At 46.2% G+C, this 12,760-nt stretch carries 12 protein-coding genes; 9 read left to right on the top strand and 3 right to left on the bottom strand.

Translation table 11 applies throughout. The features are described from left to right. The first annotated feature begins 94 nt into the window (after window positions 1-94). A complete protein-coding gene (locus tag CB4_RS16900; protein ID WP_096466284.1) occupies window positions 95-622 on the top strand; it encodes a hypothetical protein in 528 nt (175 codons plus the stop codon). A 229-nt stretch (window positions 623-851) separates the two neighbouring features. On the opposite strand, the gene pyc is transcribed toward CB4_RS16900, so the two are convergent. Beyond that, window positions 852-4,298: a pyruvate carboxylase gene (pyc, locus tag CB4_RS16895; protein ID WP_096467794.1), complete on the bottom strand. Its 3,447-nt coding sequence runs from the start codon at window positions 4,296-4,298 to the stop codon at window positions 852-854. A 189-nt stretch (window positions 4,299-4,487) separates the two neighbouring features. Here pyc and CB4_RS16890 point away from each other — a divergent pair, with 189 nt between their 5' ends. From CB4_RS16890 to CB4_RS16875, 4 genes are all read left to right on the top strand, one after another. Further along, entirely contained in the window at window positions 4,488-5,393 is a 906-nt protein-coding gene (locus CB4_RS16890; RefSeq protein WP_231956054.1) for an RluA family pseudouridine synthase, read from the top strand. Between the two features lie 213 nt (window positions 5,394-5,606). Beyond that, window positions 5,607-6,662 (top strand): ABC transporter substrate-binding protein, encoded by a 1,056-nt coding sequence (locus tag CB4_RS16885; protein WP_096467793.1) that lies wholly within the window; start codon window positions 5,607-5,609, stop codon window positions 6,660-6,662. A gap of 18 nt (window positions 6,663-6,680) precedes the next feature. Continuing rightward, complete coding sequence (locus tag CB4_RS16880) at window positions 6,681-7,625, top strand: ABC transporter permease (protein WP_096466927.1); 945 nt, start codon at window positions 6,681-6,683, stop codon at window positions 7,623-7,625. After that, window positions 7,618-8,412 (top strand): ABC transporter ATP-binding protein, encoded by a 795-nt coding sequence (locus tag CB4_RS16875; RefSeq protein ID WP_096466926.1) that lies wholly within the window; start codon window positions 7,618-7,620, stop codon window positions 8,410-8,412. The genes CB4_RS16880 and CB4_RS16875 overlap by 8 nt, the downstream gene beginning before the upstream one ends. A gap of 73 nt (window positions 8,413-8,485) precedes the next feature. On the opposite strand, the gene CB4_RS16870 is transcribed toward CB4_RS16875, so the two are convergent. Further along, window positions 8,486-8,986 (bottom strand): DUF2062 domain-containing protein, encoded by a 501-nt coding sequence (locus CB4_RS16870; protein ID WP_096466925.1) that lies wholly within the window; start codon window positions 8,984-8,986, stop codon window positions 8,486-8,488. 184 nt (window positions 8,987-9,170) lie between these two features. On the opposite strand from CB4_RS16870, the gene CB4_RS21705 reads away from it, so the two are divergent. Beyond that, window positions 9,171-10,235, top strand: coding sequence for a YkvA family protein (locus tag CB4_RS21705; RefSeq protein ID WP_231956052.1), 1,065 nt, complete (start codon window positions 9,171-9,173; stop codon window positions 10,233-10,235). 54 nt (window positions 10,236-10,289) lie between these two features. Here CB4_RS21705 and CB4_RS16860 read toward each other — a convergent pair whose 3' ends face one another. Next, the gene (locus CB4_RS16860) at window positions 10,290-10,784 is read right to left on the bottom strand and encodes an N-acetyltransferase (RefSeq protein ID WP_096466924.1); all 495 of its coding nucleotides are present in this window, start codon (window positions 10,782-10,784) and stop codon (window positions 10,290-10,292) included. A 257-nt stretch (window positions 10,785-11,041) separates the two neighbouring features. Between CB4_RS16860 and CB4_RS16855 the strand changes: the two genes are divergently transcribed. The 3 genes from CB4_RS16855 to CB4_RS21700 all read left to right on the top strand — a co-directional run bounded on the left by CB4_RS16855 (window position 11,042) and on the right by CB4_RS21700 (window position 12,629). Next, entirely contained in the window at window positions 11,042-12,034 is a 993-nt protein-coding gene (locus CB4_RS16855) for a hypothetical protein (protein ID WP_096466923.1), read from the top strand. 25 nt (window positions 12,035-12,059) lie between these two features. Continuing rightward, window positions 12,060-12,350 (top strand): hypothetical protein, encoded by a 291-nt coding sequence (locus tag CB4_RS16850; protein ID WP_096466922.1) that lies wholly within the window; start codon window positions 12,060-12,062, stop codon window positions 12,348-12,350. A 63-nt stretch (window positions 12,351-12,413) separates the two neighbouring features. Beyond that, a complete protein-coding gene (locus CB4_RS21700; protein ID WP_231956051.1) occupies window positions 12,414-12,629 on the top strand; it encodes a hypothetical protein in 216 nt (71 codons plus the stop codon). Window positions 12,630-12,760: the final 131 nt, after the last annotated feature.

Below are 12,760 nucleotides of genomic sequence, written 5' to 3'. Positions count from 1 at the left end.
AATTGCTTAACATGAAGGCTCTGTTAAACTTTGATGTTGATATAGTGATTTTCCAATTTGTGTTATAATAAAATCAAAAAAGGGAGGATTATTTATGATATTTTTCCTCTTGTTGGGTTTTATGTTCGTATGCTTAATCTCACTTTTTAGAAAACAAATAGCGTTTCATATTGATTGTAATAATAAAATTCTTCTAAAACTGCATCAACTTGAGTGGTTTCGCAGTCCATTTAAAAGTGGGTTACTTTTATTCTTAATCAATGGAACCTTATTTTCATTAACAGTTCTATTTCTTTTTATCGGTATATATTTTTTAGTTCCCGTTATTCACTTATTCATTATGTTCTCGGCTATAATTTGTAGTGTTTACTGTTGGATTGCAATCAATAAAACATGGATTGGTAGTAAAATTGACCGCTTAAAGATGGCAGTTACAGGAAGCAGTTTTTATGGATTTCTGGCATGTGGATTAATCTATCGTTTAATAACATTGCCACCATCTACACCCGAATTGGACATGTTTATGGCGGCAATGGGTGTCATGTTTGGAATAACAGTCGCAGTAGTGGCGTTCTTTACTTGCATTCTCTTAACAGGATTTGAAGTAAGGCAGGAAAATTAACTGATTTGTAATTTACCATTACAACAACATGTTGTAGTTGTAAATGAGGTCATTTGTGGTACAAAAAAGGATAGAACAAGCAGGATTCCTCTGCCTGTATCTATCCCTTTATTTTTCTTTATAAAATGTTAAACATTTTATATTTTTTATTGATATGAATAAGGGTTATTATAATTCGTTGATTCTAAATAAAATGTGTGCACCGTCTCTTTTGCTGTACATATAAGAGTTAGCTTGGGGTGATGACAAGTAACAGATCGCCTGTCTCGATTGTGTCGCCTGCTTTGACGGAAATTTCTTTCACGACACCGGAGAACGGCGCTTGCATGGTCGTCTCCATTTTCATGGCTTCGGTTACGATGACATGCTCGCCTTTCGTTACTTTATCGCCCGTCTCTACCATTAGTTTGAGTACTTTACCTGGCATAGAAGCACCAATCTGGCCCGAATCAGAACTGTCCGCTTTTATACGATGAGCAACCGTTACTTTGGCTCCTGCATCACGTAGCGTAATCTCACGCGGCTGGCCGTTTAGCTCATAGTAGATCGTCCGCATGCCGTCAGGGCTGAGTTCGCTTACAGATAACAGCTTCACCATCAAGGTTTTGCCCTGTTCAATCGTAATGGCGATTTCTTCTCCGAGACGAAGACCGTAGAAGAAAGTCGGTGTATCAAGTACGGATACGTTGCCGAATTCTTGCTGGCGCTTCTGCATGTCGAGGAACACCTGTGGATACATCACATACGACATCACATCGAAATCAGTGATAGGACGTTCCAGTTTTTCTTCTAGTATAGCTTTTATCTCATCGAAGTCCGCCGGTGGCAGAAGCTCGCCTGGACGGGTTGTAAAATAGTCGCGTCCTTTGAGAATGGTCTGCTGAAGCTTCTCAGGGAATCCACCGTATGGCTGGCCGAGATAGCCCTGGAAGAACGTGATAACGGACTCAGGGAAGTCGATAGAGTCACCGCGCTCATATACGTCTTTCTCGCTCAGGTTGTTCTGTACCATGAACAGTGCCATATCGCCGACGACTTTGGAAGATGGAGTTACTTTCACGATATCGCCAAACATGTGATTGACGTTCGAATACATCTCCTTGATCTCGCCCCAGCGCTCACCAAGGCCTACGCCACTCGCCTGCTGCTGAAGATTGGTATACTGTCCACCCGGCATTTCGTGCTTGTATACTTCTGCGTTACTTGCATTCATGCCTGTCTCGAAGCCCGCATAATACGTGCGAACATCTTCCCAGTAATCGGCGAGCTGCTGGTAGCCATCTATATCGAGCCCGGTTGAACGCTCATGTTGCTCAAGTCCGGTTACAAGTGCATTTAAGCTCGGCTGGGATGTCAGACCGGACATGGAACTTAATGCCACATCCACAATATCCACACCTGCTTCGGTCGCTTTCAGGAGCATTGCGCCTGCATTGCCACTTGTATCGTGTGTGTGCAGGTGAATCGGAATGCCGATTTCTTGTTTTAGTGCTTTGACAAGCTCGAATGCTGCATATGGCTTAAGAAGGCCGGCCATATCTTTGATAGCAAGAATGTGTGCGCCTGCTTTTTCGAGATCTTTGGCGAGATTTACATAGTATTTCAAGTTGTATTTGTCACGTCTCGGATCGAGAATGTCGCCTGTATAGCAGATCGCCGCTTCGGCAATTTTTCCATTCTCACGGACAGACTCAATGGCAAGGCGCATGCCTTCCGTCCAGTTCAGGCTGTCGAAAATACGGAATACGTCAATGCCTGCGTTGGCGGATGTCTCGATGAACTTCTTGACGACATTATCCGGGTAGTTCGTGTAGCCAACAGCATTGGCGCCACGGAATAACATCTGGAACAATACGTTCGGAATGTGGGCGCGCAGTTGCATCAGGCGATCCCATGGATCTTCGTTCAGGAAGCGCATCGATGTATCAAAGGTTGCGCCGCCCCACATTTCGAGCGAAAATAAGTCAGAAGCGATTTTTCCGGTTGCTTCGGCAATTTGCACCAGATCATGTGTGCGGACACGGGTAGCGAATAGTGACTGGTGCGCATCGCGGAATGTTGTGTCGGTTACAAGCAGTTTTTTCTGCTGCTGAATCCATTTCACAACGCCGTCTGCACCTTGCTCGTCAAGAATTTGCTTCGTACCGGACGGGTACGGCTGATTGACGGATGTTTGTGGAATGCGCGGTTTGACGAATGTCGGTTTTTTGTCCGCTTTCACTAAACCTGGATGGCCGTTAACAATCGTCTGACCAATATAAGTAAGAAGCTTTGTCCCCCGGTCTTTTTTCTGCGGGAATTCGAATAGCTCCGGTTTCGTATCAATAAAAGATGTATCGTAGTTGCCACTTAAGAAGTCTGGATGTTGCATAACGTTTTCAAGGAACGGAATGTTCGTTTTAACGCCGCGAATCCGGAATTCCTTGAGAGTCCGCAGCATTTTGCTGGCTGCTCGTTCAAAGGTAAGGGCCTGGGTTGATACTTTAACAAGCAGGGAATCGTAGTGCGGTGTGATTACTGCGCCAGGTGCACCGATACCGGCATCTAAGCGCACACCGAAACCACTTGCAGAACGATAAGCGAGCAGACGTCCGGTATCCGGCAGGAAATTTTTCTCCGGGTCTTCGGTTGTTACACGGGATTGAATCGCAAAGCCGCGTGTTTGAATGCTTGCTTGTGACGGAATCCCGATCTCGTCGTCTTCGAGTGCATAGCCTTCCGCGATGCGAATCTGGGACTGTACGATATCAATGCCGGTTACCATCTCGGTAATCGTATGTTCGACCTGAATGCGAGGGTTTACCTCAATGAAGTAAAACGTGCCGTCTGGAGCTACGAGGAACTCGACAGTTCCGGCGTTCAGGTACTGGCATGATTTGGACAGGCGCAGGGCTGCATCGCAGATCTCTTCACGCTGGCGGTCAGTGAGGGCTAAGCTTGGTGCTACCTCGACAACTTTCTGGTGGCGGCGCTGAATAGAACAGTCGCGCTCAAACAGATGAATAGCATGTCCATGACGATCCGCGAGAATCTGTACTTCGATGTGTTTCGGATTCTCCAGATATTTTTCGAGATAGACAGCGGCGTTGCCGAATGCAGACTTTGCTTCGGAACGGGCGCGATCAAGAGAGTCTTGTAGCTCAGCTTGCTTGCGTACGATGCGCATGCCGCGGCCACCACCGCCCGATGCAGCCTTGATGATGATCGGGTAACCGTTTTCTTTTACGAAGCGAAGGGCTTCTTCAAGTGTGCTGATCGGCTCTGGTGTTCCCGGGATCACCGGGATGTTGGCTTCAATCGCCATTTTACGGGCGATGACTTTATCGCCAAACATGCGGATATGCTCGGATTTCGGACCGATGAAGACGATGCCTTCTTCTTCACAGCGAGCTGCGAACTGCTCGTTCTCGGCTAGAAAGCCATAGCCGGGATGAATGGCGTCCACGTCATGGCGTTTGGCGACTTCGATAATGTTTTCAATATCGAGGTACGCTTCGATCGGGCCTTTGCCTTCTCCGATCAAGTACGCTTCATCCGCTTTAAAACGATGTAGGGCTACGTTGTCCTGCTCGGAATAAATTGCAACTGTGCGAATGCCAAGCTCTGTGCAGGCGCGGAAAATACGGATGGCAATCTCTCCACGGTTTGCCACCAGAACTTTGGTGAACTTTTTCATCTCGGCCATTATTTTCTCCCTCTCTTACGATAATGTAAGCGTATCAGGCTGAATGTTAAATTCATCTGATCACTTCTTTATCATAACATAATATTTCGGAATAAAAAGTGATAACTCGTATTAATCTGATTTTTTTATGTTTATTATGATGAACAATGATGTAAATAGTATGGCAGAAAGGGGTATTTTATGATGAATCAGGAGCATAAAATAGCAAGAGTGTTAACTTTTATTGTCAAAGAAGGAGACGAGCATACGGAAAATGTTCGTTCATTTTTGCGTGGATATCACGGACTATCGCGCAGCCTGCTTGTCGAGTTAAAGCAGACGAAGGGCATTTTGTTGAACGGAGTATCGACATATCTGGATCATCCGCTAACAGAAGGAGATGTCGTAGAGCTGTGTCTTCCAGAAGAGGAGTCGGAGAATATCGTACCGCAGCCTATTCCGTTTGTTTCATTATATGAAGACGAAGATGTGCTCATTGTGAATAAGGAGGCGGGCCTGTGTGTCCATCCCACTATGCTGCATCCGGATGGGACGCTCGGCAACGCGGTTGTATATCACTGGCTTGCGCAGGGAGTTTCACGCAAGTTTCGTCCGGTTAATCGGCTGGATAAAGATACGTCGGGTCTACTTATTATTGCACGCAGCCAGTATGCGCATCAGCAGCTTGCAGATGTACAGCGGGCGGGTGGCATTAAGCGACAATATGAAGCGTTCGTACATGGCATTATGTCTAGAGATGAAGGAGTCATTGATGCACCGATCAAGCGGCGAGATGATTCGATCATGGAGCGAATGGTTCATCCAGACGGGCAGTGGGCACGTACGAATTATACGGTGCTTGGCCGCTATCAAGGGTTTACACACGTTCGCCTGGTGCTTGAGACGGGACGGACCCATCAGATTCGTGTGCATATGGGCCATATCGGGCATCCACTGCTCGGGGATGATTTGTATGGGGGAACACAAGAGAAAATCAAACGGCAGGCACTCCATTCTCGCAGGCTGTCATTTCCACATCCCCATACCAAAGAGTGGCTTTCTTTTGAAGCACCACTTCCACCCGATATGGAAGCAATAAAACGATAGATCAAGTAAAAAAAATATAAATTTATTTATGAATCACAAAAAAATTTCGCAAGTAGACGCTTTAACGCATAAAATCGCAATACTTTTTCATTAAAATTAAAAGATTCTATTATTTTTTTGCTTTAAAGCAAAGTAGAACATGCTATAATAAATCTACTCAACAAAGAACTTTATCAAAGGAATGATAAATATAGAGGGGAGTGTTTCATGTTGATGAAAGGAAAAGTAAAACGGTTGCTTCCGCTGGCGGCAGCAGGTATGCTTACATTTTTAAGTGCGTGTGGGGGCGGCGGTACGGATGATAAGAAGTCATCTAGTAGCGCAGGCGGTGCTGAAACAAAAACATATAAAATCGGCATCACGCAGTTTGTGGAGCATCCGGCGCTTGACGCAGCTCGGGAGGGCTTCTTAAAAGCGCTCAAAGAGAACGGACTGGAAGACAAAAAGAATGTAGAAATTGATTATCAGAATTCACAGGCCGACCCGACGAATGTGAATACGATTGCTCAAAAATTCGCATCAGACAAGAAAGATCTAATTCTCGCGATTGCGACGCCGAATGCACAGGCGATTGCCCAGAACGTAAAAAATACGCCTGTACTGTTTACAGCTGTCTCAGACCCGGTAAGTGCGAAGCTGGTGAAAGACTTGCAGAAGCCAGGTGGCAACGTTACGGGTGTGTCTGATACACCACCGGATGCCATCCCGAATACGATGAAGGCGATTAAGGACTTGTTCCCGAATGCCAAAAAAGTCGGCATCGTGTATAACAGTGGGGAAGCAAACTCGGTTGCGAACGTAAGAGTAGCAAAAGAGGCACTGGGTAAACTACAGCTCACACCAGTAGATGCTACAGCGACGAATACAAACGAAATCAAGCCAGCCGTAGAATCACTTGTCGGCAAAGTAGATGCGATTTACGTGCCGCAGGATAATACAGCTGTTACTGCGCTTAAAACCATTATTGGTACAGCAAACAAAAATAAAATTCCGTTGTTTGTAGGGGAACTTGAGTCTGTACGCAGCGGTGGTTTTGCGGGTGTGGGCTTTGAATATTCGGATATTGGCTATGAAACAGGTAAAATGGCGGTTAAAATTTTAAAAGAGGGTGCTAAGCCAGGTGAGATAGCAATTGGTTATCCGAATAAGCTGACGCTGACGATTAATAAGGCAGCGGCGAAAGCACAGGGCATTGATATTACTAAATTACCAAAAGAAGCGCTGGATAAATGGAAGCCAGACATGATTGACGGTAAGGCAGCGAAGTAAAGGCACAGGGAGGTTCTTATGAGCGTGGCATTAATGGGCTCGATGCAGTCCGGATTTATTTTTGCAATTATGGCACTTGGCGTATACCTAACGTTCCGGATTCTTGACTTTCCGGATTTGACAGTCGACGGAAGCTTCACGACCGGTGGAGCAGTGGCGGCTACGCTGATTACAGCAGGAACGGCACCATTTCTATCGACGATTGCAAGCCTAGGAGCAGGGGTTATCGTCGGTGCTATGACCGGGATTTTGCATACGAAAGGGAAGATCAATCCACTTCTTTCCGGGATTCTCTCCATGATTGCGTTGTATACGATCAATTTGCGTATTATGGGCAAGGCGAATGTACCACTGCTTGGCGAAGATACGCTGTTTACGCAGTTTGATGAGAAGTGGGGAGATTACGGGGTACTTGCAGCGGTTGCTGTCATTGCGCTTTTGATTAAATTTTTGAATGACCGATTCCTGCATACGGAGATCGGGCTGGCGATTCGTGCGACAGGAAATAACCAGCGCATGATTCGCAGTTTCTCCACCAATACAGATACGACGATCATTCTGGGTTTAAGTATCTCCAATGGTCTTGTGGCATTGTCTGGTGCATTATATGCACAGTACCAGGGATTTGCCGATGTATCGATGGGGATTGGGATGATCGTGATCGGCCTTGCTTCCGTTATTATCGGGGAAGCAATTTTTGGAGATAAAACGATTTTTCGCGCGACATTTGCGGTTATCGGCGGGGCGATTATTTACCGCCTTGTTGTCGCGCTGGCGATGCGGGTCGGCCTTGCTCCGTCTGATATGAAACTGATGACCGCATTAATTGTTATTGTCGCGCTTGTAATGCCGCGTATTTCGGCAGGCTTCAAGGAGCGCAAACGTCGGGCGGCACACGCAAAAACGCGTGCCGATGGAAATCCGAGTGCACGGGAGCGTAGCGAGGTGAAGAAGCATGCTTAAACTCAATGACATCTATGTTGTATTTAATGAAGGAACTGTGGACGAGAAGATTGCTCTCAATCATATTAATCTGCATTTGGCGCCAGGGGATTTTGTTACGATTATCGGTAGTAATGGTGCCGGAAAATCGACACTTATGAACATTATTTCCGGTGTATTGCGTCCGGATCATGGTACCGTGGAGATTGATGGTACAGTAGTGAATAACTTGCCGGAGTACAAGCGGGCACCGATGATTGGTCGCGTGTTCCAGGACCCGATGGCAGGAACGGCACCAGCTATGACGATTGAGGAGAATCTCGCACTTGCCTATGCACGTGATAAACGCCGCACGCTCGGACGTGGGGTAACGGCAAAGCGCCGCGATGAATTCCGGACGTATCTGGAGACGCTTCATCTTGGACTGGAAAATCGGCTCAATGCGAAAGTCGGTATGCTATCTGGTGGGGAGCGGCAGGCGCTTAGTCTGTTGATGGCGACATTTACAAAACCAAAGGTGCTTTTACTTGATGAGCATACGGCTGCGCTTGACCCGGCACGCGCGCAGCGCATTACTGAGCTTACCGAGCAGATTGTCGGTCGCCAGCAGCTAACTACGCTCATGGTTACGCACAACATGCAGCAAGCGCTTGATCTCGGCAATCGTCTGATTATGATGGACAAAGGTATGATTATTCTGGATGTACCGGCTGAGGAGAAAAAGGATCTCACAATCGAGAGACTGCTGGAAGAGTTCCAGCGTCTGCGCGGCGAGAAGTTTGCAAGTGATCGAGCCGTTTTGGCATGATCGGATAGAAGAAGAGCAAAAACAAAAGGGGCGATCCTGTATCAACGGGACCGCCCCTCTTTCGTGACTTTATTTATTTTACTTTACTCAACTGAATCGCTAGGCGACGTTTTTCTTTACGTTTGCGATAAAACTGAAGTCCGTAGAAAACAAGGATGTAGCAAAGAATAGCCGTAACTGTACCATTGACTGCACTACCTACGAACAGGGTGATTCCTTTTTCTTTGACAAATTGCACAGCGGATAAAAAGGAATGGTGATGAAGGTGTCCGTTTACGTGCTGATGGTCGAGTTTTTTACCGACAATAAAGTTACCTACGCTCATATTGAGAACAAAAAACACAGGAAGAACAAACTTACCCATGATAAATCCGATCAGCGAAGCAGCAAAACTGCCTCGAACGAGCCGGATAAGCGGATACAATAACAAAAACGCGGCACCGAGTGTCGGAAGTGTAAGGAATTCAATGAAGATCCCGAGTGAAAAGCTGCGCGCTATAATAGAGGGTGCACCTTGGGAGCGCAACAACTTCAAATACTGGTATTTTAGCTTACGGAACAAATTTTGCCACATGGACATTCCTCGCTTTTTGGCAGTTTGCCTGTACAAATCTAATCTAATACTTACTATTATATCGGAAAAACGCATTGAATGTTAGCCTGTGTTTTGAATTTCTTGTGTTGAAACCTGATGTCCACTCTTGCGTATAAAAGGGTAATCTAATTGTAAATTGCCTAAAAACAAGGAGTCGATATACATGAAGCTTACCGGACCGATGATTGAGACGATGCTACTTCCAAAGCTGAATACACTGCTGCCACAGATACTGTACATTAACCGTATTCGTACGCTAGATGGACAGGCACTTATTGATGCACAGGTGCGGGTGCGTGGTGAATGGTTTCCGGTGGTGTACACGGTTCGCATTGAAGCCTTCTGTTTTGATACGACAGGGCGTTACCTTACTCTTTCCTATGAAGAGAGCATGGAGCGAACACGCGGTACCTTTATGCAGAAGCTTCTGACTGAAACAGAACGCATACTAGCAAAAAGTCTTACTGGTCGCACCTTGCTTTCAAGTGCACTTCCGGATAGCCCATATGTCCTTGCATCGGATAACAGCCTCACGATTCAGCTTGGCAAGCTTGTTGAACTGAATCCAGAGCTTCAGGAGATACACATACAGAGGATGGTATTTACTACAGAGGGGATTGAGTTCGATAGTATGATCCCATCGGATATATTGGTGGATATGAGTGAGTTTAACTGGAATGTGCTGACGGAGAATGACCCATTGCCTACAGATGAGAACAAAACAGAGCGGGCAGCAGAAGGTGTTGAGGAAACAGATGGGGGGCTAAGGGTGCTTGAGCAGGAGGAGCGGAGATTTTATGACCGCCTCCGCAGTAAAATTGAGGATTATATCCGTGATAAAATGGGAGCAGGTACATCGGATAAGTTCATGCCGTATTTGTTGCTGGCACCGGATTTATTCGTTTTGCTGGCTCGACTGGCCAAAGATAATCGAGTCCCGCTGCGCTCGAAGTCAGTCGCATTGTTGGCTGTTGTCTACTTTATGTCACCGCTCGATATTCTCCCGGAGATATTGCTTGGTCCTGTTGGATTTGCGGACGACATCGTATTTGCAGTGATGGCGCTAAACAAAATGCTGGTAGATGTAGATGAAAAAATCATCGAGGAACACTGGAATGGCAATAAAAATATTATGGGTGTCATTCGGGATGTACTGACGAAGGCCGATTCTCTCGTTGGAACGAGTCGCTTGCAAATGCTGAAAGGCATACTCAGGCGTGGGAAATAAGCATACGTAAAGAAAAGGAGCGTCTTGTATGATAGGCGCTCCTTCTTTTGTTATTTATACGGCAGCTGTGATCGGCGCAAGGTCGCGGATCATGGCAATTTCATCACAGCTTGGGAATTTAGAGCAGTTTACACAATCTTTCCATACTTTATGGGGGAGTGTTTCTTTTTGCACAACATAAAATTCGCATTTTTCGAAGAAGACTTGCTGGTATGTGAGCGACATTACCCGCTGCAGACCGAGTTCTTGAGCTTCCTGTACGAGGTGGTTCACAAGCAGTTTGCCAAGACCTTTTCCTTTGGCTTTTCCAGAGATGGCCAGTGAGCGAACTTCAGCCAGGTCTTCCCATAAAATATGGAGGCCGCCTACCCCGACAATAGTGCCCGCTTCGCTTACTTCTCCCTTGTCATCCACGACAACTGAGAAACAGTGTAGCGTTTCGCACAGTGACAGCTTAGAGCGCGGTAGCATCAGCCCTTCCTGTGCGTATTCATTAATGAGTGCCATCATTCCATCGAGATCATGAATTTTTGCTTTCCGTATCTGCATTTTGTTGTTCTCCTTTTGTAAGATTTCTATAATAACAGGACGTATGCCTGAATATGAATGCATATTTATTAAATTAATAATAATAAATATACAACCAGGAGTTGAAATTGTCTATGAATAAAATGCAGAAAAATGAATTTTTATAAATAAAGGTGTGAGATGTAGGAAATTTGATCAAAACGGTAATTTTGCCCCCCAAACCTGCATCAGAACATGGTATGATAATACACGACAAGACTATGTAAAGGAGTCTGTGAATGAGTACGTTAGTATACACACCAGGAAGTATGGTAAAAAAAGTTTTCCGCCAGGGGGAACGTTCACTGTCAAGGCAGGAGCTAGAAAGCCGTCTGGAGAATACATATGGTACACAGCTGGAACAGATGGGGAAATCTCCGGTTACTATCATCGATGAAGTGCTGGAGTTGGGCACACCATTCCATACCGGTGCGTCTCATGCGGTCATTGAGATGGATGTTGCATTTCGCGACCATATCGCGGAAGAACTTGTTCGCTATTTCTTAGAGAACAAAGGACCGCTTACTGCGGAGCAGTGTGTGAAAAAGCTGCGCCGCATGAATGTTGTATCATACAGTTTCCAGATGGACAAGCTTCCGCTTCAGAGTGATGCGCGATTTGTCCAGTTTGAAGGTTCGGATCTATGGTATCTGGCTCGCTGGAAGATTGCGAATGATGCCTTGTATGCTTTCTTGTCTGAGCATCAGGTAAAACATGTGCCGCTGACGCAGTTGTACATGCAGATGGAACATGAATTGAACTTGTCTCGTCGGGAGTATACATTTGTTCTAGAAGGCGACGAGCGGATGCGCGTAGTAGACGATCTCGTACTGGTTGCGTATGCCAAGGACACAGCGGAAGCTGAACCCGAACCATCTGCTGAAGTTCCACAGGTACAGGAAGTGGCGGTAGAAACAGTAGAAGAAGAACCACAGCTGCCGAAAGACACACAAGAACAAAATCAAAATCAAGAAGTTCAATCAGGAATAGAGGAGGTTGCCGTAGCAATGGTAGAAGTAAAAACAGCAAGTGTATTAGAAGATGTTGTAGTGAACGTGCAGGATTCTACAGAGAAACTCGAACTGCGTATTAAGGAAATGGAAGAAGAAGTACTGAATCACTTTAAAGTGAACAATATGTCTGCAATTTCTCAATTGGTTGCTGAAAAAGAACACTGTGAACAAATTGTAGTAGCGCTTGAAAATGTTATGAAAGTCATTAACAAGCAGTAATCCCTGATATAGAGGGTGGCCGTACATGGAAGCGATTGAAGGATTGGACAGACTGCACCTCCGTTTTGTGCGGCTGCGGCATGTAGTCGAGCAGAAGCGGCTCGAAGTACAGTGGCTGGAAGATGAAGTACGCACCTGCTTTCAGGTTAATGATATGGCAGGCATTGCGGACCTGGCGCTGGAGCGAGATTATTTGCTGCGCTGGATCGCCGCGATTGAAGCATTCGTCACAAAATGGGAAACAAAATGGGAGCAGCATGAAGCCGCATCCGGCTGGATGGCTTCCGGCATACATGCGGTAGATCCGCGTGAATAAAGAAGAGGGTGGTCTCAATTGAGATCGCCCTCTTTTTTTCTTGGTGTAGGTTTTCTCCAAAGTGTGGTGGAGGAGCAGGATCGGGCGGGGCCTCGTCACTTTGGTACGCTTACGGAGAAGTTGGGACTGTCCGCTCCAGGGGCCAGACGAACTCGCCCACAAAACATGCCCACGATGTATTGGCATCGAAGCATTGTAGGCAAAAGCCCGTTCGCCTATCCCCTTCCGCTGGGGAGTCGCGTACAGGCGTTCCGTTGCCCCGCTCGATCCAGCTCCTGACACAGTTTGGACGAAACTCTTCAAGTATAATCAAGAGGCTGAGCTTTGCTATGTAGATAAAACATTAAGGAAGCAGTCTTTCAAAAAGCCAGTGGCTATCGAGAAAATCCGTTCTGGTGTCGAGTGGGTTT

The organism is Aneurinibacillus soli, assembly GCF_002355375.1.
Taxonomy (GTDB): Bacteria; Bacillota; Bacilli; order Aneurinibacillales; family Aneurinibacillaceae; genus Aneurinibacillus; species Aneurinibacillus soli.
Note: the sequence above shows the minus strand (reverse complement) of the source record. Positions and strands in the feature narration are given on the sequence as shown.